The sequence below is a fragment of the Roseateles sp. PN1 genome (genome assembly GCF_038419725.1).
In the GTDB taxonomy this organism is placed as follows: domain Bacteria; phylum Pseudomonadota; class Gammaproteobacteria; order Burkholderiales; family Burkholderiaceae_C; genus Paucibacter_A.
On the sequence record NZ_JBCARA010000004.1, the window covers coordinates 429008 to 448682 of the forward strand.

General features: G+C 61.7%; 18 protein-coding genes and 1 riboswitch. Of the genes, 3 read left to right on the forward strand and 15 right to left on the reverse strand.

Annotated features, from left to right (window positions below):
* Positions 1 to 25: 25 nt before the first annotated feature.
* The 14 genes from nusB to AABB87_RS09205 form a co-directional block, all read right to left on the reverse strand.
* Positions 26 to 532, reverse strand: a complete 507-nt coding sequence (gene nusB, locus AABB87_RS09140) for a transcription antitermination factor NusB (RefSeq protein WP_058719497.1) — start codon at positions 530 to 532, stop codon at positions 26 to 28.
* Entirely contained in the window at positions 529 to 999 is a 471-nt protein-coding gene (gene ribH, locus AABB87_RS09145) for a 6,7-dimethyl-8-ribityllumazine synthase (RefSeq protein WP_058719498.1), read from the reverse strand. Before ribH ends, nusB begins: the two co-directional genes overlap by 4 nt.
* A 28-nt stretch (positions 1000 to 1027) precedes the next feature.
* A complete protein-coding gene (gene ribBA, locus AABB87_RS09150) occupies positions 1028 to 2164 on the reverse strand; it encodes a bifunctional 3,4-dihydroxy-2-butanone-4-phosphate synthase/GTP cyclohydrolase II (protein WP_341970927.1) in 1137 nt (378 codons plus the stop codon).
* A gap of 49 nt (positions 2165 to 2213) precedes the next feature.
* Complete coding sequence (ribD, locus tag AABB87_RS09155; RefSeq protein WP_341970928.1) at positions 2214 to 3380, reverse strand: bifunctional diaminohydroxyphosphoribosylaminopyrimidine deaminase/5-amino-6-(5-phosphoribosylamino)uracil reductase RibD; 1167 nt, start codon at positions 3378 to 3380, stop codon at positions 2214 to 2216.
* A gap of 4 nt (positions 3381 to 3384) precedes the next feature.
* Entirely contained in the window at positions 3385 to 4398 is a 1014-nt protein-coding gene (locus AABB87_RS09160; RefSeq protein WP_341970929.1) for a recombination-associated protein RdgC, read from the reverse strand.
* Between the two features lie 193 nt (positions 4399 to 4591).
* The gene (locus AABB87_RS09165; RefSeq protein ID WP_341970930.1) at positions 4592 to 5815 is read right to left on the reverse strand and encodes a type IV pilus modification PilV family protein; all 1224 of its coding nucleotides are present in this window, start codon (positions 5813 to 5815) and stop codon (positions 4592 to 4594) included.
* 1 nt (position 5816) lies between these two features.
* Complete coding sequence (locus AABB87_RS09170; RefSeq protein WP_341970931.1) at positions 5817 to 7142, reverse strand: pilus assembly PilX family protein; 1326 nt, start codon at positions 7140 to 7142, stop codon at positions 5817 to 5819.
* A complete protein-coding gene (locus AABB87_RS09175) occupies positions 7139 to 7873 on the reverse strand; it encodes a PilW family protein (RefSeq protein WP_341970932.1) in 735 nt (244 codons plus the stop codon). The genes AABB87_RS09170 and AABB87_RS09175 overlap by 4 nt, the downstream gene beginning before the upstream one ends.
* Complete coding sequence (locus AABB87_RS09180; protein WP_341970933.1) at positions 7867 to 8448, reverse strand: pilus assembly FimT family protein; 582 nt, start codon at positions 8446 to 8448, stop codon at positions 7867 to 7869. Before AABB87_RS09180 ends, AABB87_RS09175 begins: the two co-directional genes overlap by 7 nt.
* Positions 8433 to 8936 carry a type IV pilin protein gene (locus AABB87_RS09185; RefSeq protein WP_341970934.1) on the reverse strand — a complete coding sequence of 168 codons (504 nt, stop codon included), beginning with the start codon at positions 8934 to 8936 and terminating at the stop codon, positions 8433 to 8435. The genes AABB87_RS09180 and AABB87_RS09185 overlap by 16 nt, the downstream gene beginning before the upstream one ends.
* A 192-nt stretch (positions 8937 to 9128) precedes the next feature.
* A complete protein-coding gene (locus AABB87_RS09190; protein WP_341970935.1) occupies positions 9129 to 9665 on the reverse strand; it encodes a GspH/FimT family pseudopilin in 537 nt (178 codons plus the stop codon).
* Positions 9666 to 9848: 183 nt separating this feature from the next.
* On the reverse strand, positions 9849 to 10292 hold the full coding sequence (gene nrdR / locus AABB87_RS09195; protein WP_341970936.1) for a transcriptional regulator NrdR: 444 nt from the start codon (positions 10290 to 10292) through the stop codon (positions 9849 to 9851).
* Positions 10293 to 10313: 21 nt separating this feature from the next.
* A complete protein-coding gene (gene glyA, locus AABB87_RS09200) occupies positions 10314 to 11564 on the reverse strand; it encodes a serine hydroxymethyltransferase (protein ID WP_058719509.1) in 1251 nt (416 codons plus the stop codon).
* 65 nt (positions 11565 to 11629) lie between these two features.
* Positions 11630 to 11767: riboswitch (ZMP/ZTP riboswitch) on the reverse strand.
* Positions 11768 to 11804: 37 nt separating this feature from the next.
* Positions 11805 to 12668, reverse strand: a complete 864-nt coding sequence (locus tag AABB87_RS09205; RefSeq protein ID WP_341970937.1) for a lytic transglycosylase domain-containing protein — start codon at positions 12666 to 12668, stop codon at positions 11805 to 11807.
* A gap of 264 nt (positions 12669 to 12932) precedes the next feature.
* On the opposite strand from AABB87_RS09205, the gene AABB87_RS09210 reads away from it, so the two are divergent.
* Positions 12933 to 14504 carry a UbiD family decarboxylase gene (locus AABB87_RS09210; RefSeq protein WP_341970938.1) on the forward strand — a complete coding sequence of 524 codons (1572 nt, stop codon included), beginning with the start codon at positions 12933 to 12935 and terminating at the stop codon, positions 14502 to 14504.
* Positions 14505 to 14687: 183 nt separating this feature from the next.
* On the opposite strand, the gene AABB87_RS09215 is transcribed toward AABB87_RS09210, so the two are convergent.
* Entirely contained in the window at positions 14688 to 15491 is an 804-nt protein-coding gene (locus AABB87_RS09215) for a YdcF family protein (RefSeq protein ID WP_341970939.1), read from the reverse strand.
* 14 nt (positions 15492 to 15505) lie between these two features.
* Between AABB87_RS09215 and AABB87_RS09220 the strand changes: the two genes are divergently transcribed.
* Together AABB87_RS09220 and AABB87_RS09225 are read left to right on the forward strand one after the other, a co-directional pair.
* Positions 15506 to 15628: a hypothetical protein gene (locus AABB87_RS09220; protein ID WP_341970940.1), complete on the forward strand. Its 123-nt coding sequence runs from the start codon at positions 15506 to 15508 to the stop codon at positions 15626 to 15628.
* A gap of 92 nt (positions 15629 to 15720) precedes the next feature.
* Positions 15721 to 19653 carry a DUF748 domain-containing protein gene (locus AABB87_RS09225; protein ID WP_341970941.1) on the forward strand — a complete coding sequence of 1311 codons (3933 nt, stop codon included), beginning with the start codon at positions 15721 to 15723 and terminating at the stop codon, positions 19651 to 19653.
* The last annotated feature ends 22 nt before the right edge of the window (positions 19654 to 19675 follow it).

A 19675-nucleotide genomic window follows, 5' to 3' on the forward strand; every position in this document is an offset into this window, starting at 1 on the left:
GCTTCAGTGGACTGTGATCGGCTGATCAGCCCTTGTTGGCCCGCGCGGCGACTTCGGTCGGGCGCAGATCACCGGCGGCGCGGTCCAGCACGCCGTTGACGTACTTGTGACCATCTGTGCCGCCGAAGGACTTGGCCAGTTCGACCGCTTCGTTGATGGCGACGCGGTAGGGGATGTCCAGGCAATGCTTGAGTTCGTAAGCACCAATCATCAGCACGCCGTGTTCAATCGGCGAGAGCTCGGTGGTCTTGCGGTCGACATGCTTGGCCAACACGGCGTCCAGGTCCACGGCTTCCAGGATGCAGCCGTTGAGCAAGGCATCGAAGTGGGCGCGGTCGGCCTTGCCGAAGTCTTCTTGCTCGCGCATATGGGCGTCGATGGTGGCGACGTCATCACCCGTGATCAGCCACTGGTAGAGGCCTTGCAGGGCGGCTTCGCGCGAGCGCCGGCGGGCCGATTTGGGTTGGGCACGCTTGGCGGGGGTCTTGCCTGCTGCGGGCTTTTTTGCCGGGGCGCTGTCGTTTGTGCTCACTGAAGTTCTTCCATCAAATTGGCCATCTCGACCGCTACGCGCGCCGCATCACGGCCTTTTTCCTCGGCTCGCGCCCAGGCTTGTTCTTCGTTTTCCACCGTCAGGATCGCGTTGGCGATCGGCGTGGCATTGTCCAGCGCAATGCGCGTGACGGCCGCGCCACTTTCGTTGGCCACCAACTCGAAGTGATAGGTCTCACCGCGAATGATGCAGCCCAGGGCGACCAAGGCGTCGTAGTCCTCGCTGTCGGCCATGGCCTGCAGGGCGATGGGCACTTCCAGTGCGCCGGGTACGGTGACGTGGCGGATATGGTGTTCGGCCACGCCCAAGGCAGCCAGCTCTTCCAGGCAGGCTTGTGCCAGACGGCTGGTGATTTCGTTGTTGAAGCGGGCTTGAACGATGCCAATGCGCAGGTCTTCGCCGTTGAGCGAAGCGCTGCTGGCCTGTCCCTTGTCAGATGCTTGCATATGCTGTTGGTTTTTTAGTTTAGGTCGATCAGGCGCGTTCGCCTGCGGCCATAAAGCCGGTGACTTCCAGGCCGTAGCCGGTCATGCTGGGCATGCGGCGCGGGTTGCCCAACAGGCGCATGCGTTGCACGCCCAGGTCACGCAGGATTTGCGCGCCCACACCGTAAGTGCGCAGGTCCATGATCTTGGCGGCCGGGGCGGCGTTTTGCTGTTCGGGCTGCAGGCGTTGCAGCAGGCCGGCAGCGTCTTCGCCACAGTTCAGCAGCACGGCCACGCCGCAAGGGGCACATTGCAACTCGGTCAACGCGGCGGGCAGCGGCCAAGCGTGACCGGTGGCGCTGACGTCCAGCAGGTCCAGCACCGACAGCGGCTCGTGCACGCGCACCAGCACATCGTCGCCGGCTTGCCACTGGCCGTGGCTCAGGGCCAAGTGGGTGCCGCCGGTGCGGTCTTGGTAAATGGTGCAGTCGAATTCGCCTTGGGCAGTTTGCAGCTTGCGCTGGCCGACGCGTTGCACCAGGCTTTCATTGCGGCTGCGGTGTTCGATCAGGTCAGCAATGGTGCCGATCTTCAGGCTGTGTTCTTTGGCGAATTCGATCAGGTCCGGCAGGCGGGCCATGGTGCCGTCGTCCTTCATGATCTCGCAGATCACGGCGGAGGGCGTCAGGCCGGCCATTTTGGACAAGTCGCAACCGGCTTCGGTATGACCCGCGCGCATCAGCACGCCGCCGTCTTGGGCCTGCAGGGGGAAGATGTGACCCGGCTGCACCAGATCACGGGCCTGGGCATCGCGTGCCACGGCGGCTTGCACGGTGCGGGCACGGTCAGCGGCCGATATGCCGGTGGTGACGCCGGTGGCGGCTTCAATCGACACCGTGAAGGCCGTGGCGTGCTTGGTGCCATTGCGGGTGGCCATGGGCGGCAGATTGAGCTTTTCGCAGCGTTCGCGGGTCAGGGTCAGGCAGATCAGGCCGCGCCCGAACTTGGCCATGAAATTGATGGCTTCGGGGGTGACATGGTCGGCGGCGAGAACCAGGTCGCCCTCGTTCTCGCGGTCTTCTTCGTCAACCAGAATGACCATGCGGCCAGCGGCGAGCTCGGCAACGAGCTCATGGACGGGGGCGATGGCGGTGCTGGTGACCGGGGCGTGGGGGGCAGATGACATGGGCATCCCCCGATTGTAGGCGGCCTCGGCCGCCTTGCTGGCGTAGGGCCTAGAGTTTGGCTTCGGTCGGCACGCGGCGCGCCCGCAGGCGCAGGTCATCGCCCACCGGCACACAGTCCAACCACTGCCAATTCAAGGCGTCTTGCAGCTGGGTGAGCCCACCCAAATCCGCCATGCCGCGGCCACGGCCCAGCAGCTTGGGCGCCAGGTAAACCAGCAATTCGTCCACCAGGCCAGCACGCAGCAGCGAGCCGTTGAGCTTTTCGCCCGCCTCGATATGCAACTCGTTGATGCCGCGGCGGCCCAGCTCATGGATGGCCGCACGCAAGTCGACCTTGCCCTGACCGTTGCCGAGGCTTTGCAGCTCGGCGCCGGCGGCGCGCAATGCGGCTGCTGAAGCCGCTGCAGAGCCGTCGCCCATCATGTCAGCCTCGTCCAGTGCGCAAAAGATCAGTACTGGCCCGCCGGGCTCGCTCAGCAGTTTGGCGCCGGGCGACATCTCCAGGCGCGAATCGATCACCACCCGCAGCGGCTGCATCGCGCAGGGCACTAGGCGCACGTCCAGGCGCGGGTCGTCCTCGCGCACGGTGCCAATGCCGCTCAGCACCGCGCCAGCGCGCTTGCGCCAGGCATGGCCGTCGGTGCGAGCGGGTAGGCCGGTGATCCATTGGCTTTGGCCGTTGGCCAGGGCGGTTTGGCCATCCAGCGAGGCGGCGATCTTCAGGCGCACAAAGGGGCGGGCGCGTTGCATGCGGGAGAAAAAGCCGATATTGAGCTCGCGGGCTTGTTCCGCCAGCAAGCCCAGCTCCGTCTGCACGCCGGCGGCTGCCAAGCGGGCCATGCCTTGGCCTGCCACCTGGGGGTTGGGGTCGCCGATGGCTGCCACCACCTTGGCTAAGCCAGCCTGGATGAGGGCGTCGCAGCAAGGGCCTGTGCGACCTTGGTGGGAGCAGGGCTCCAGCGTGACATAGGCGGTGGCGCCGCGCACATCCGCACCGCGCGCCTGCGCATCGCGCAGCGCCATCACCTCGGCATGGGCTTGGCCGGCGGCCTGGGTGTGGCCGCTGCCCAGCACCTGACCTTGCGCATCGACGATGACGCAACCCACCCGTGGGTTGGGCTCCGTCAGACCCACGGCCTGCTCGGCCAGAGCCAGGGCGTGCCGCATGGCGCTGAGGTCGCTTTGGTGGTGTCCGTGGTGCTGGGGCGCGCTCATGGCATCAATCCCAGGGGGCGGTTTCGAGGGTGGTGGCAGCGGAAGCCGTTGCTGCAGGCGTATCGCTCGCTGGCTCACCGCTCAAGGTGGGCGGCAGCGCGGCCAGCGCGGCGCCGGCAGCGAGGAAGTCATGCTCGCCGCCCAGGCCGTCGATCAGCTCCGGGATCAGTTTGCACAGCTCGCCGGTGGCAATGGCCGCGTCGGCGTCAAAAGCCTCGTCCTTGTCAGCGGACTCGCGGCCTTCAAACACCACATCCAAAAAGCTGATCTTCTTGATCTGCATGGTGTCGGTGAGCATGAAGGACACCCGGTCCCTCCAGCTCATGGCCAGACGGGTGGGCGCCTTGCCGCCAGCCAGATGCTGGCGCACCTCGTCAATGTCCAGCGAGTGGCGGGCATAGCGCACCACGGACTTCATCTCGTCCGCGCTCTTGAGTTCGCACTCGCGGTCGATGGTGAAGCCCTCGGGCGGCACGCCGTCCATCAGCCAGGCGGCCATGCACACGGCGGGCGATTCGGCGGTTTGGATCAAGTGCAAGTTCAGGCCCGCGAGTTCCTTGATCAGCAAGGTAACCACTTCTTCGGCACGGCTGGCACTGCCGGCGTCAATCATTAGCAATTGCTGGGCCGGGGCGATCCAGACGCGGATGCTGGACTGTTTGGTGAAAGCCATGGGCAGCAATTCCAGCGTGGCTTGCTCCTTCAGCTCTTTGCTGACCTTTTTGCCGGGTTTGCGGCCGGTTTCTTGTTCAACCCGGGCTGCCATTTCGTCGACGCGGCGTTTGACCACCGAGCTGGGCAGCACGCGTTGCTCCAGCATCAGCTTCAAGAGCCAGTGGCCGCCAACGTCTTCGACCAGGGGGGCGTGAGGGATGCCGCGGGGCGGGGTCCAGCCCATGGTTTGGGCTTGCGTGGCACCACATTCCACGAAAATCTGCTTCTCGAGCGCTTCTTCAATCTGTTCCACGGTGGCCTGCCAATTGGGGCCGATGCGGTAAACCATCAGGTTCTTGAACACTGCTGCAATCCTTGTACGCCGGTAGTGCGGAAATGCCCGCCGACTTGGTCGACGGGCAAAAGAAGGATTGTCTCAGGGTCTGGTGGGGTGCTCGGCGAATGCCGGCCAATCGAGTTGCTGGCGAACAAGGCAAAAAACCGCAAAAAGGTGCAGGGGGCGCACTTGCGCAGGGCGCACAGAGCGTTTGGTCGGCCTAAATGCCGTTGGGCTGGTGTCGCACTGTGGCGGTATTGCTGAAAAAGCCCTGGGAAGGGTCGATGTCATGGCCGGCGGGGCAGGTTTCGGTGCCAGGAATGACCAGAAAGTTCTGCCGCGCCAGTGAACCCGTGACCTTGCTGTAGACCAGGGGATGTTCGGCATTGCTGATGCTGCCGTTGCCGTCGTAATCAGCGCTGTAGCGGCAGATCGTGCGGGCGCCGATGCCGCTCAAAGGGATATCGGTGAGCGTTAGCTGGCCCGACCAAATCGGCGGCGTGTCGGCATTCGGATAGACGATGCAGTAGTAAGTGACGAAGGTCTGGGTCGAGGGCGAGGTGATGGGGGCGTTGTTGAAGCACTGGTAGCTGGGTGTGAGCGCGCTGGACTGGGTCAAGGCCAGGTTCAGGTCCATCGGCAGGGCCAGGCCTAGCGGTTTGCCGGGGTCGCTGGGTGTGGCATCTGAGAACCTGACGAAGCCACTGAGCAAATAGCCCAGGGTGTTGTTCTTGCAAGAGTCCACATCTGTCGCCACCAAATCGGCCATGGGCGTGGCGGGGATATTGCACACGCCGGTGATGACGCCGGTGAGGTTGTTGAAGACCCACACCACATCGCCGCCCGTCAATGGCTTGAAGGCGCTGCTGCCGTTGCCGAGGTCTTTGGCTGGGGTTGGGATATTGGCATCCCGGTTGCTGGGCTGGCGCGCGCTAGGCGCTTTGCTGCTCAAAGCCAAGCCGCCGCCGAGGATGGGGTCGGTGCGGGAGAGGATGCTGTCCAGGATGATGAATTGCGCGCCTTCGGTGCGATCCGTCCAGCTGACGTTGATGCGCAACGCTTTTTGCGGCGGCTCGGCGATGTCGGTCACCTGACGGGTGACGGTGAAGGTCGTGTTGGTATCGGCGCTGAAGGTGCCAGCCACGCCGTTGGGCGGCTCAGTAATGTCCTCAAAGGCACGCACATCGGCATTGGGCGGGTTGGGCGCGGGCAGTTGGCTGAAGCTGCGCAGGCGTTCCATTTCCTGCTGACCCAGGCGAACCGCCTCGCCCCGCTGCTTGGCAAGATCAGCGCTTTGGCGCAGATTGCCTTGCAGGCCGGCGAGCGCCAGCATGCCAAAAGACATGATCAGCAGCGCCACCAGGGCTTCCAGCAAGGCCACGCCTCGTTGGCCATTGGGCGCAGAAAGCTGGCTTGGACGAGGAGGGCGCGCGAACTTGTCCATCTCAGTTCCACCAGCCGCCGGGGATGCGAACAAAGCTGCCGGCGCGGTTGCTCAACTCGTCCATTACCGCGGCCCGGTACCAAAGGTCGACCGTGCCGCTGACTGCCATTTGGCCCGCCACGATCAGTGCGCCCGTCAGCAAGGCCGGCATGGCGCTGCCGTTGTCCCAGACCAGGTTGCCGTTGCTGAAAAGCAGGCCGGTCAGTTGCATGGGGCCGTTCAGTGTGACGGCGCCATTGGCCACGATGACCATCGGGCTGGTGGCCGCGCCTAGGGTGATATTGCTGGTGATGGTCAAGGGCCCGTCCACCCAGGCCAGCCGTACCCCACTGTTGTAGGCCGCCAGCAAGACTGCGCCGCAATCGCCTTGCGGGCAGGTGATCATGCGCATCGCCGGTTGGTCGCGATAGCTGGCCAAGGACATACCGAAGTACTGCTTGAAGACTTGAGCGCCAGCGGCATTGGTCAAGCCCGGGTCATTGCCCAACATGGCCTGGGTGCCTGGTGTGCCGGGCAGGCTTTCAAGGCGGTCTGCGGCTGTGCCGGTGAAGGTAGGTAGGGCGGCGCCGGTGGTCAAAAGCAGGCCGCTGCTGCGCGGCTCACTATTGTGCAGACCGATGCCATTGGCGCCAGGGTCCAGGCTGCCGCTGACCACCAGCGGCGTGATGGGGGGCGTTTTCAGTGCGCTGACCAGGGCAATATCAGCGGTGACGTTGGACATGCCCAGCGAGGCGTCGCGCGCGAACTGGCTCTTGATGTCGCAGTTGGCCGTGCCGCTGTCGGTGCAGCCTTCGCTGTAGAGGCGAATCACGCCGGGCCGATCCACCGGCGTGGCGATGGCTTTGAAGGTCAGGGCAAATCGGGGTTGCATCTGGTTTTCGCTGGGCAGCGGCAGACGCGCAGGCAAGGGCCCGGTCGGACATTGGCAAACCCAGCCCAAAGCACCGTTGCGGACGCAGTCGGTGGACGCCGTTGGTGGGTTCACCGGCGTGATGTTGCGGTTGGCCGGGTCAATCTTGAGGTAACGCCGCCTGAAGTTGTTCGGTCCAGCGCCATTGGGCGCGCAGGCGGTGTCGATATTGAGCCCGTTGAGTTGGGCCAGGCCCCATTCAATGCCGGCCTCGGCAACCTCCAGTGCCACGCCTGCCCGGTAGTAATTGCTGGCCACGCGCTGCTCAAAGATCAAGTTGCGGCTGCCAAACGCGGCCATCATGGCCATGATCAGAAACAGCACCATCACCACCACCAAGGTCGCGGCGCCGCCTTGGCTTGCCCGAGCCGGGCTGGTGGCTGCTCTGGCCGCTGCGATTGAGGCTGGCGTCCTCATGGGCACGCTCCGGTGATCTCGTCATTGCGCATGCGGCTGCTGACCTTGAGCGTGCGCCGCACCTGGTCGTCATGAGCGGCTTTGCCGGTCAAGCTGATGTCAAAGCGCTTGACTTGCAGCAGGGGTGGGCAGGTCGCGCTGCCCGCCGGGCATGTCGAAATCTCGCAGCTGTCGATCAGGGAGACGCTTTGGCTTTGCTGCTGAATCGTGAAATTGGTGATCAGCAGCGTCTGCGGGTCGGTCAAGGGCTGCCAATTGCCATTACCCAGCATGAATTGCAGCGTTTGATTGCTGACCCGAAAGCCAAAGCGCTCGTTGTTGGCGGACAGATTGTCCTCGGGGTTGAGCGGGTTGGGGCCTCCCCGGTCATCATGGCTGGAGTAGCTGTAGATGACTTGGTTCTGCGTCGCTGGCACCGCGGTTTGCTTGGCGTAGTCGTTGGTGATGGGTGCGGCGATGCCGCTGCCGGGAGCCCAGACCAAACGCTCGGCAACGGCGTGAGCCCCGCCTCTGCGCAACTCCCTCAAGATCAAGTCAGACGCTGCGCGCAGATCTTGTTGTATCTGGGTTTCCAGCACCAAACGGCGGTGCTCGGCCAATTGCTGGGTGAGCATGACGCTGGCGCCCGCCACCACGATCATGCCGATCGTGATGCCCACCATCATCTCGATCAAGCTCAGACCGCGCTGTCGAAACGGCCGGCCGAGTCTTGGGGTGCGCAGGTTCAGCATTGCGCCACCCCGCTGAAACTCCCGTTCGGGCTGCACATATGAACCCGGCCCATGCCGTTGAGCTGGACCCGCATCTTGCTGCCGCCGGTTCCGGTCACGGTGATAGCGACATTGCTATAGGTCGGCAACATCTGCGGGGCAACAAAAGCAAAGCGATTGGCGGCCCAGGCGGGCCAATCTCCGGTAGCGACAAAAATGACGCCGGAGCTGTCGAGCACCTGCTCTGTCTTCAATTCTCGAATACTGGTCAGGGCTGGATTGCAGGCCGAGCCCGGCGCTTGGGTGCAGTCGCAACTGCCGAATTGCCCCTTGCCATAGGCAATGGTGTAGCAGCTCATGGTGAGCGTCTTCTTGAAATAGACGATGACGTCATCCGGGCGCAAACCGGACTCGGCGCGCGCGAATGCCAAGTCGTTGCTGAGATTGGTGGCCACGAGTTGCACGCGGCGCCGGTTCAGCAAGTCAATGAAAGAGGGCGCAGCAACGGCCAACACGATGCCCAAAACGCCAACAACAATCATCAACTCGACCAAGGTCAAGCCGGACTGAGCTTTTCGGTTCAGCGCGGCCAGCATTTTTGACTACTGTCGCTGCCCGCGCTATCGGTTGCGCCGTAGCTCATATTGCCCCCGCGGAGCTGGATGAACATGGTTGCGCAGTCGCTGTCATGCGCCTGGGGTGAATCGCTGCTCGCGGCAGCCCGGGCGATGAAACCGAAGGTGAAGTCGGGCGGGTTGCCAAGGCCTACAAGGCTGAGTTGATAGTGCCTTTTGGGCGTCAAGTTGTTGGCGAAGGCCAATTTCGCCAACTCAGCGTCCTCCATCGTCGAGGCATAACTGCCGCGATTGCTGCGCAGGCGCTCTTGAGCCTGAACAATGGTGGACAAGGCTCCGATCGCGTCGGCGCGCCGCCCCTTGGCGATCTGCTTCTGAAAGACGGGCAGCGCGACCATGGCCAGGACGGCGACGATGACGACCGTGATCATCACTTCGACCAAGCTAAAGCCTGCTTGCATGAACTGCGAGCGACAGTCATTCCTGGACATGCATCGGCTGCTTGGCATGTTTTGATTATGGGAAGCGCGTGTGGCGATGGGTGTAGGTGCTTTACCGCTTGTCGATCAATATGGCGCTTCCGTCGGCTCCCGCCTTGTTTGGTGACGTTTGAGGCGTCGAATTGGTAATTCTTCCCTCGGCGGCGAAATTCATTGAGCTTCCCGCCTATGTCTTACTGAGGCGTTCCGACGTGCGAACAGTTAGCAAGTCGCGAACTGCGCCATGGCACCTTGGGGGCTGCAGCTTCTTACCCGCCCGGCAATGCTCACCACATGGCGAATGCTCTCGCCCGCTGCCCCTTGAACATCCACACTGCCGGTTGCGGTGACGGTTCCTTGGCGAGCCTGAAAGCTGAGTTGCTGAACATTGGCCCTGACAGCCACTTTTTGACTTGCAGGCAACCACTGCAGCTTGATCAGCTGAGCTTTGGTGGTGCATGCGGCCACGCCGCCATCGTCGCAAGTGCATTGGCCAGAGCTGCCGGTGTGCATGATGTAGCAGCTACCCAACTTGCTTTGGCTGAAACGCAGATAGACGGTTTGACCGCTTTGCACGGCTTCGCTGCGCGCTTGCTGGATGTCGGTCATCAGGGTTTGCGCGGAAAGCTGTAAGCGTTGGCGCTGCTGCATACGGTCGAAGGCGGGAACCGCTTGCGCGGTCAAGATGCCGCTCATGCACAGCCCAACGCAGACTTCGACCAGGCTGATGCCCCGTGATGAGTGTTTGGTATTGGCCATGATGGACTCCTAAATGTTCAGTGGCATGAACACAATTTAGGCGTCGGTCAGGGGGCTTTCTGTCCCACCGAAGGGGGGAGTGGCACCCCCAAAGGTGGGGGGCTTGTCGCCGCTGCTGCTTCGATTTATCGGCGTCGGCCAAGCGATTTCGACGCGCCGCTTTGTCGCGGGCTCTGTCCCGGGCTAAATATCCCGGATCAGCTTGCGGAACTCATCCACATCTTCGAAGCTGCGGTAAACCGAAGCGAAGCGCACATAGGCCACTTTGTCTATGCGTTTCAATTCGCGCATCACCAACTCACCCAAGCGTGTGGATGGCAGTTCGCGGGCGCCGCTGGTCAGCAAGGTCTCTTCGATCTGAGCCAGGGCGGCGTCGATCTGCTCAATGCTCACTGGCCGCTTGCGCAGGGCCAGTTGCATGGAGGCGCGCAGCTTCTTGGCATCGAAGTCGGCGCGGGTGCCGTCTTTCTTAACCACCACGGGCAAGGCGATTTCCGCCCGCTCGTAGGTGGTGAAGCGTTTGTCACAGCCGAGGCAGCGCCGCCGGCGTCGTACAACATCGCCTTCATCCGATTCACGGGTCTCAGAGACCTGGGTTTCGCCATGACTGCAAAAAGGACAACGCATCGACGGGCTTGCCTTTGCTGCTTAGCGGTAGACCGGGAAGTCGCGGGTTAGCGCGGCAACCTTGACGCGCACGGCTTCCAGATTGGCTTCGTCGTGCGGCTTGTCCAGCACGTCGGCAATCAGGTGGGCGGTGATGCGAACCTGTTCTTCCTTGAAGCCACGGGTGGTCATGGCGGGCGTGCCCAGGCGGATGCCGCTGGTCACCATGGGCTTTTGCGGATCGTTGGGGATGCCGTTCTTGTTGCAGGTCATGTGGGCGGCGCCCAGGATGGCCTCGGCTTCCTTGCCGGTCAGGTTCTTGGGGCGCAGGTCCACCAGCATCACATGGCTTTCGGTGCCGCCCGAGACGATGCGCAGGCCGCGCTCAATCAGGGTGTCCGCCAGGACCTTGGCGTTCTTGACCACTTGGGCCTGGTAAGCCTTGAACTCAGGTGTCAGCGCTTCCTTAAAGGCCACGGCCTTGCCGGCGATGACATGCATCAGCGGGCCGCCTTGAATGCCGGGGAAGATGGCCGAGTTGATCTTCTTGGCGATGGCTTCGTCGTTGCACAAGATGATGCCGCCACGGGGGCCGCGCAGGCTCTTGTGGGTGGTCGAGGTGACGACGTCGGCATGCGGCACCGGGTTGGGGTAGACGCCCGCGGCGATCAGGCCGGCGTAATGCGCCATGTCCACCATGAAATAGGCGCCGATTTCCTTGGCGATCTTGCCAAAGCGTTCGAAGTCGATGCGCAGGCTGTAGGCCGAGGCGCCGGCGATGATCAGCTTGGGCTTCTTTTCACGGGCCAGGGCTTCCATGGCGTCGTAGTCGATCTCTTCCTTGGCATTCAGACCGTAGGAGATGACGTTGAACCACTTGCCGCTCATGTTCAGGGCCATGCCGTGGGTCAGGTGGCCGCCTTCGGCCAAGCTCATGCCCATGATGGTGTCGCCCGGTTGCAGCAGGGCGAAGAACACACCTTGGTTGGCTTGCGAGCCGGAATTGGGCTGCACATTGGCGTAGTTGGCGCCGAAAAGTTCCTTCAGGCGGTCGATGGCCAGTTGTTCCACCACGTCGACATATTCGCAGCCGCCGTAGTAGCGCTTACCTGGATAGCCTTCGGCGTACTTATTGGTCAGCTGGCTCCCCTGGGCCTGCATCACAGCGGGCGAGGTGTAGTTTTCAGACGCAATCAGTTCAATGTGATCTTCTTGGCGCTTGTTCTCGTTCTGAACTGCGGCCCACAAATCGGGGTCAACGAGGGCAAGTGTGGATGTGCTGCGGTCAAACATGATGGTGGCTTGCGGTAGAAGTGGAGTCGCTGCAGACAAAAACCTCATCAGCCGAGGTTTTCATGCAGGACGGCCCAGGCGAACGGCAAATTCAGTTCAGGACCAAATCCATGAACCGTTCGCGCTCCCCGGTGGTCCACCACCTCAAACCATCGCCCTGTAGCAGGGCGTCATGATCCTGATCGCCAGTCGCGCGAAGCCCTCAGTGTAGCCTCTGGGCGCACCGGCCCAGGATTTGCCTTATTGAACCAGCGCCACTTTTGAGGCTGTCACGTCGGTATCGGCAGAAGCCAGCGGCGTGGCACTGGCCATCGGGCTGCTTTCGCGGATTGGTTTGGCCTGAACGGGCCGGCCGGTCGCCACGCTCTTCATTTGTTCGTGCAACTCCAAAACCTTGGCGGCGTAGCCCGTGTCATCGGGCAAATTGGCGGCGCCAACGTAGAAGCGTAAGCCTTCGTCCAGGCTGCCGGCACGCTGAATGCATTCCTTGAGCACCTGCACACCCACACGCAAATTGGTGATGGGGTCAAAGGCGGCCAAATTGCCACCAAAGGCTTCGTATTTGTCGTTGTGCACGTGGGTCATCACCTGCATCAGGCCTTGGGCGCCGACCGGGCTTTGCGCAAAAGGGTTAAAGCTGGACTCAACCGCCATGATGGCCAGAATAAGGGTGGGCTCCAACTGCGCCTTGCGGCTGATGACCCAGGCTTCTTGGACCAAGCGGCTGATGGGTTCCGGTGCGACCTTGTAGCGACGCGACAGCCACATCGCCACGGCAGCTTGCTGGCGCGGCAAGTCTTTTGGGTCAGCGGCAGTGGCGCGGTCAACCGCATTGGGCTCTGAGACGGCGAACAAGGTGTTGCCGTCGGCCTGGGCGCGGGCTTCTTCTCGGGCATTCAGCCAGCCCAGGGCTTGGCCTTCAAGGTCTTGACGCAGATCGGCTTGGCTAACAAAGACCAACCCCAAGGCCACGACGGCCAAGCCCAGCAGGGCCAAACTATTGTGGCTAACAACTAAAAGTCCTTGGCCGATGTCCTTGACGAACAGGGACAAGGTGGCACGGGTGCCGCGGGCAAGGGATAAAAGATCGTGGCGCGCTGTCATGCAACTCCTTTGTTCTCAGTCATGCTCGGCTCGGGCGACAAGCGCTCGCTATCCAAGACACGAAAGTGATAATCAGTCGATCCGCCGGAGTCGTTTGGCCAAAGCTAGACGAGACGGGCGACCTATTAATCAGCAGCGGTTGACGCCCTCCAAGCAGTCCTGGGGTGGGCGCGGGTAAACCCTTGAATTCCAATGTTCGGCAAATTTTAGGGTTGAAAAATAACCCGTCAAGCTTAAGCGACCAGTTTTATATAACTAAACAATATGAAGTACAGAGATCTGCGTGACTTTATTGGCCAAATGGAGGGCCTGGGGGAGCTCCGACGGATTCAGCAGCCGGTCTCGCCGGTTCTGGAGATGACGGCCTTGAGCGACCGCGTTTTGCGCGCCGAAGGCCCTGCATTGCTGTTCGAGCAACCGACGGGATTTCAAACGCCCGCGCTGACCAATTTGTTTGGCACGACGCGTCGGGTGGCCCTGGGCATGGGGGCTCAGAGCCTGCAGGAGTTGCGTGACGTGGGCCATGTCTTGGCCAGCCTGAAGGAACCTGAGCCGCCGCGTGGCCTCAAGGATGCCGGCCGTCTGATGAGCATGGCCAAAGCGCTTTGGGACATGAAGCCTAAGAAAGTGCGTAGCGCTCCATGTCAAGAAGAGGTGTTTGAAGGCAGCGACGTGGATTTGAAGAAGCTGCCGATTCAAACCTGCTGGCCCGGCGATGTGGCGCCCTTGTTGACGTGGGGCTTGGTGGTCACCCGTGGGCCGCAAAGCATCGCCCGACCGCGCCAGCGTCAAAACCTGGGCATCTACCGTCAGCAGTTGATTGGTCGCAAGCAATTGATCATGCGCTGGTTGGCGCATCGCGGCGGTGCCCTAGATTTCAGGGACTTCGCCTTGGCCAATCCAGGCCAGCCTTTCCCGATCGTCGTGGCTCTGGGTGCCGACCCGGCCACTATCTTGGGTGCCGTGACCCCAGTGCCCGACAGCTTGTCGGAGTACCAGTTTGCCGGCCTGCTGCGTGGCTCAAGAACCGAGTTGGTGGATAGCGGTGTTGGCGAGGCGGGCCAGATGCTGCAAGTGCCCGCAAGCGCCGAAATCGTGCTGGAAGGTCATATTCCCATTGCCGCGATCGGCTACGTGGGCGTCAGCGAGGACGGCGTGCCATTGAAAGAGAAGGGCGGCTATTTGCACGCCTTGGAGGGACCGTACGGTGATCACACCGGCTATTACAACGAGCAAGACTGGTTCCCGGTCTTTGAAGTGCAGCGGCTGACGCAAAGGCCACAACCCATTTACCACTCCACCTACACCGGCAAGCCGCCTGATGAGCCGGCCATTCTTGGCGTGGCCTTGAATGAAGTGTTCGTGCCCATCCTGCAAAAGCAGTTTCCTGAAATCATTGATTTCTATCTGCCGCCCGAGGGTTGTAGTTACCGCATGGCGGTGATTTCCATCAAGAAGGCCTATCCGGGCCATGCGAAACGGCTGATGTTTGGCTTGTGGAGTTATCTGCGCCAGTTCATGTACACCAAGTTCATCGTTGTTGTGGATGAAGATGTGGATGTGCGTGACTGGAAAGAGGTGGTCTGGGCCATCACCACCCGCATGGACCCTGTGCGCGACTGCACTTTGGTGGAGGGCACGCCGATTGACTATCTGGACTTCGCTTCGCCGGTGAGCGGTTTGGGCGGCAAGATGGGCTTGGACGCGACCAATAAGTGGCCCGGCGAAACCACTCGGGAGTGGGGCCGAACCATTGTGATGACGCCAGACGTTCAGGCTCGTGCCAATGTCTTGTTTGACGAGCTTTTTTCCAAGGGTAGCAAAACTTCTCCTTGAAAAGCCTCATCAAGAGCACTAATGTTGTAAAGCCTCTTACAGGCATCTTCACTGGCGCAATCATTGCGCGCCAGGAGCCCTTCGGCAAATCGCGGTAGAGCTCCATTGATGGCGTCAGCCATCCGACCCCTTTCAGCCTTCGGGCTGAAAGGGGTTTCTACTTTTTAGGGCGACCCCTTTGCTTCAACGGCCCGATATTTGCCCAAGCCACTCGTAAATGGCATAGCGCACTCGAGGCAATCCCTCTTCGCTCGGGCTCCAGTCTTGCCAATCGAAGGGGCCGTCGCGGCGGTAGCCGACCGGCGCCGCGACCACGCGCATCTGACTTGGGTTTGCCTGTGAAAACGCGCGCATGGCGCGCGGCATGTGTAAATCGTGCGTGACGAGAACCACGGTTTGGATGCCGTCGGCGCGCAGCATCGCCATGCTCAGTTGAGCGTTTTCATGGGTGTCACGCGATTGCCCTTCTGCCCACCGCAAAGGTAGCTTGTAGGTTTCTTGCGCGCTGGATTTTGCCGCCGAAGCCTCTGAAATGCTGAGATTTCGTGCGCTCCAGCCGATGCCGCCACTAAAACCCAAGGGTGCATCGATTTGCCTGGCTAACCACACACCGTAGCGCAGTCGCTCCTCGCTGACGAGCTTCAGGGCCGGGCCTTGGTACTCCGGCACATTGTTGCGTGCGCCTCCACCGAGCACCAAAACGGCCAACTTCTCCCCGGCTTGAGATTCAAGCTTCAATTGCTGCAGCGTCTCAGCGCTCACCGCTGGCGTGGCATGAACGAGCTTTTCCGCCAGGATTTGTGCAAATCCTTCTGTGCAACTCAGCCAAATGCCGAGCATGCCCAAGCTCAAAACCAGGCGGCCGCGCCAGCGATGGCGGCGCAGCAAGGCCGCGCCCACCAGGCTCAGGGCGAGAAAGGGGCCGGGCGGTAGTAATACGGCCACAAGAAAAGGTTTCAATTCCGGGTAGAGCAGAGTCAGATTCACGACAAAATCCAAACATGAGCAGGAGCGGCGACATCATCGCCTCTCCTGATGAGCTTCGTGCAAGCGCACTGCGCGGCAGCGAGCTTGCTGAAGTTGCGTGGCTTTGGCGGCTGATGCTGGATCGGTTTTTGAATTGATCCACCGTTGGACGCTCATTCAGTCAAAAACCCTGTCACCTAGCCTAGACACCACTGACGTGCCCACATTCGCCAACACCCCCCCCGCTGTCTTGCCCCAGAAGAGATGGTTGCGCTGGCTTGCCGGCTTTGTTCTGAGTTTGCTGGTCTTGATGGCTGCTGCGGTGTTTGTTCTGCCGCGTGTCATCCAGTCCACTGGGGCCAGGATTGCGAGTGAGGCATTGGGCCGAGCAGTCACGATCGGCGAGGTCAGCGTGCAGCCCTGGCGCTTGGCGCTGGAGTTGAAGGATTTGCGCATTGCCGGCAGCAGGGATCAGGATCCGCCTTTGTTCGAGATGGCGCAGGCGAAGGTGGCCCTGTCGGCGCGCACCTTCTGGCATTTCGTCCCCGTGATTGAGTCTGTGGCCTTGAGCCGGCCTGTGCTCAGGCTGAGCCGTACGGCGCCGGGTGCCTACGATGTGGACGACCTGATTGCCAAATTCAGCGCCAAGCCGGCCGAGCCGTCTTCCGGCCCGCCTCCGGCGCTGGCGCTCTACAACATCACGCTGGACCAGGGCCAGGTCTTGTTCGACGACCAGCCGATGGCGCGCAAGCATGAGTTGGTGCATCTGAACATTGGGCTGCCATTTTTGTCCACCCGTGATGCCGATGTGAAGGTGCTGGTTCAGCCCTCCGTCTCGGGCCAGTTGAACGGGGTGGAGTTCGGTAGCCAGGTCGAGGCCCTGCCTTTTTCGGCGGAACGCGATGCCACGCTGCGATTCAAGCTGGGTAGCCTGGATCTCGCGCCTTACATCCCTTATGTGCCCGCCGGTTTGCCTTTGCGCTTGGCTGCCGGCAAGGTGGATGCGGATCTCACCGTACGTTTTCAGCAGCCTCCCAAACAGGCGCCCAAGCTTGATATCAGTGGTCGGGTGGGTTTGAGTGAGTTTGATCTGCAGCAACCCGACAGCAAGCCTTGGTTGGCTTGGCAAAAGCTGAGCATTGGCCTGCAAACGGTGCAGCCTTTTCAACAGAAGTTGGCTTTTGGTGAGGTGAATTGGCAGGGCTTGCGCCTCAATCTGGCTCGTGATGTCGCAGGCAATCTCTGGCTGCCCACCGCAGCGCCGGCGCCTGCTGCCCCTGCGGCGAAAGTGCAAGACCAACAGCAAGCCAAAGCCGTTCCTTCCGCCCCTGCAGCGCCGGCCTGGGCCATCAGTCTTGCCAAATTCAGCCTGGGTGATGCCCAGGTCAACTGGCGCGATGCCTCCGTGCCGGGCAAGGCGGCTTTGCAGGCGAAAGCACTCAAGCTGGAGCTGGGCACCGTGCAATGGCCTTTGAAGGCGCTCACGCCGCTGAGCTTTGATATGCAGATCCAGCCCGAAGGGGCGGCAGCCAAGCCCGGCGGCAAGAAGGCGGAGTCTGCTGTGGCGGCCGCCAATTTGAAGGGGCAGGGCAGCCTGAGTCCCGCCGAAGCCAAGCTGGATCTGCAATGGGATCAGCTGGCCTTGCAGTGGTTTGAGCCCTATTGGGCGGCCCAGTTGCCGATGCAACTGAAGGCCAAGGCGGCCGGCCGCTTGAGCCTGGGTGTCACCCAGCCTTTGGACGCCGACCCGCTGGCTCGGCTGCAAGTGGGTGTTCAAGATTTGCTGATCGAGCAGTTGGCTCTTGGGGCAAGCAAGTCGCCAACAGCCGAGCCCTTGCTGCGCCTGGACAGCGTCAAGTTGGATCGACTCGACATGGCGTATGGCGCCAAGACCGTTCAGCTGGGTGAATTGAGTCTGGATGCCCCCGGCTTGATGCTGGCGCGTGCAAAGAACAATGATTGGAACTGGCAAGCCCTTTTGCCGCAGTCTGAGTCTGCCAAGGTTGTGAGCAAGCCAGTGCCCCGTGGCCGCCCGGTCTTGAAGCTAGGGGGTGAGGACGACGCTGGGCGTGTGAGCGTGGCCACGTCCACAGCTCCCGCCGCTTCGACTTCAAAGTCAGCCACCGACTGGCAAGTGGCCCTGCGTGAATTGAAGCTCAATCGTGGTTCGGTGCGTTTGCAAGATGCGGCCGCACCCGGTGGCCAGGCCAATTTGAGTGTCCAACAGCTGACTTTGCGCTTAGGCCAACTGGCCTGGCCCAAAGCATCGGGTAGCAGCCCGGCGCAACTCAGCTTCAAGCTTGCGGGTGAGGCGGTTGCCAAGCAAGCTGCTTCGCGCAAGGGGCTGCGGGCCTCGGCTCCCGACAGGCCACTGTCCGCGCTTTCCAAGGCCGCGGCGAATTCGCCGGGTAGCTTTAGCTGGCAAGGCAATATTGCCTTGGCGCCGTTAGCGGCCAGCGGCAAGTTGCGGGCCGAGCGTTTGCCGCTGCAGTTGCTCAGTGCTTATATGGATCCAAGCCTGGACTTGAACCTGCAACGTGTTGACCTGGGATGGCGCGGTGACTTCAATGTGCGCCAGCTGCCCAAAGACTGGCAGGTCAATGTGAATGGCGATCTGTTGCTGGCCGATTTGAGTCTGCAGCAAGGGCGAAAGCAAGCCGCGATGGGTCTGCCCGGCACGGATTTGCTGACCTGGCAGGCCTTCCACCTGGACGGTGTACGCTTTGAGATGAAGCCCGGCAGCAAGCCCGACTTGGCCGTCAAGGAGCTGCGCCTGAATGACTTCTATGCCAGCGTCTTGATCAACGAGAAAGGGCGCCTCAATCTGAGCGATATTCGCGCCGAGCAAGATGCTGCGCCGGCCAAACCGGCATCCGAAGCGGGTATTGCGCTGGTGGCTTCACCCGCAACATCCACTGCTCCCGCTGCGTCCGCTGCCCCAGGCAGTGCCGCAGCCAATGCCGCGCCAGGTGCAAACCTGCCGATCCAGATCAGCCTCGGTCAAACAACCCTCAGCAAGGGCCGGGTGGACTTTGCTGACCGTTTTATTCGACCGAACTACAGCGCGCAGCTGACCGAGTTGCAAGGCGGCCTGGGTGCGGTGCGCAGCGGCCGCGCCGAGATGGCCCCCTTGCAATTGCGCGGCCGGGTCGCCGGCACTGGCTTGCTGGCGATTGATGGTGCGCTCAATCCCTTGGGGGCGCCCTTGATGTTGGATATCAAGGCCTCGGCCACCGATATTGAACTGGCGCCGATGTCTCCTTATGCCGAGAAGTACGCCGGCTACCAAATCGAGCGCGGTAAGTTGTCCACCAAAGTGGCCTACAAAATCGATCCCGACGGCCAGCTGAAAGCCTCCAATCAGCTGATTCTTAATCAGCTGACCTTTGGCGAGGCCGTCAATAGCCCGGACGCCACCAAACTGCCGGTGCGCCTGGCGGTATCACTGCTGAAGGACAGTGATGGCGTGATCGATGTTGAGTTACCCGTCTCGGGCTCGCTCAACGATCCGCAATTCAGTGTCGGTGGGGTGATTTTCAAGTTGATCATCAACATGATTGGCAAGGCCTTGACCTCGCCGTTCTCGCTGTTGGCGGGAGCCGGAGGCAGTGAGCAAAGTCAAATCGAGTTCGCACTCGGTAGTGCGCAGCCGAGCAACCCCGCCACGCTGGAGAAGATTGCCAAGGCTTTGGCAGACAAGCCGACGCTGGCCTTGACCATCACGGGCTGGGCCGATCTGGCCCTGGAGCGCAGTGCCTTGCAGCAAGCGCAGTTGGATGCGGCCTTGCTGGCGCAAAAGCGCCTGGAGCTGCAGCGCCGCCAGACTGCCGGCGCTGACGCCCAAGCCGCGGCCGAACTCATGCTTAGCGAGGCCGAGCGCAACCGTCTGCTCAAGGTGGTTTACGAGGCGACCAAGCTGCCCAACAAACCCCGCAATATGTTGGGCTTTGCCAAAGACATTTCTGTGGCCGAGATGCGCAGCCTTATGCTGGCCAGCTACACCGTCAATGAAGAGACGGCGCATGCACTGAGCCTCGCGCGCGGCGTGGCGGTGCGCGACGGGCTGATTGCCAAGGGCTTGCCCAATCAACGCATTTTTGTGGCCGCACCCAAGCTGCACTCGGCCGAAGCTGGCGACAGCGGCTGGAAGCCCTTGGTTGAGCTCAAGCTTGGCGGCGACTGACCTTTTTGAATTGGATTGTTAT

Bases quoted from the DNA above. Each gene is read 5' to 3' on its own strand.
- ribH (WP_058719498.1), bottom strand. From the start codon at position 999: ATGCAAGCATCTGACAAGGGACAGGCCAGCAGCGCTTCGCTCAACGGC.
- ribBA (WP_341970927.1), bottom strand. From the start codon at position 2,164: ATGTCATCTGCCCCCCACGCCCCGGTCACCAGCACCGCCATCGCCCCC.
- ribD (WP_341970928.1), bottom strand. From the start codon at position 3,380: ATGAGCGCGCCCCAGCACCACGGACACCACCAAAGCGACCTCAGCGCC.
- AABB87_RS09165 (WP_341970930.1), bottom strand. From the start codon at position 5,815: ATGGACAAGTTCGCGCGCCCTCCTCGTCCAAGCCAGCTTTCTGCGCCC.
- AABB87_RS09170 (WP_341970931.1), bottom strand. From the start codon at position 7,142: ATGAGGACGCCAGCCTCAATCGCAGCGGCCAGAGCAGCCACCAGCCCG.
- AABB87_RS09175 (WP_341970932.1), bottom strand. From the start codon at position 7,873: ATGCTGAACCTGCGCACCCCAAGACTCGGCCGGCCGTTTCGACAGCGC.
- AABB87_RS09180 (WP_341970933.1), bottom strand. From the start codon at position 8,448: ATGCTGGCCGCGCTGAACCGAAAAGCTCAGTCCGGCTTGACCTTGGTC.
- AABB87_RS09185 (WP_341970934.1), bottom strand. From the start codon at position 8,936: ATGCCAAGCAGCCGATGCATGTCCAGGAATGACTGTCGCTCGCAGTTC.
- AABB87_RS09190 (WP_341970935.1), bottom strand. From the start codon at position 9,665: ATGGCCAATACCAAACACTCATCACGGGGCATCAGCCTGGTCGAAGTC.
- nrdR (WP_341970936.1), bottom strand. From the start codon at position 10,292: ATGCGTTGTCCTTTTTGCAGTCATGGCGAAACCCAGGTCTCTGAGACC.
- glyA (WP_058719509.1), bottom strand. From the start codon at position 11,564: ATGTTTGACCGCAGCACATCCACACTTGCCCTCGTTGACCCCGATTTG.
- AABB87_RS09205 (WP_341970937.1), bottom strand. From the start codon at position 12,668: ATGACAGCGCGCCACGATCTTTTATCCCTTGCCCGCGGCACCCGTGCC.
- AABB87_RS09210 (WP_341970938.1), top strand. From the start codon at position 12,933: ATGAAGTACAGAGATCTGCGTGACTTTATTGGCCAAATGGAGGGCCTG.
- AABB87_RS09220 (WP_341970940.1), top strand. From the start codon at position 15,506: ATGAGCAGGAGCGGCGACATCATCGCCTCTCCTGATGAGCTTCGTGCA.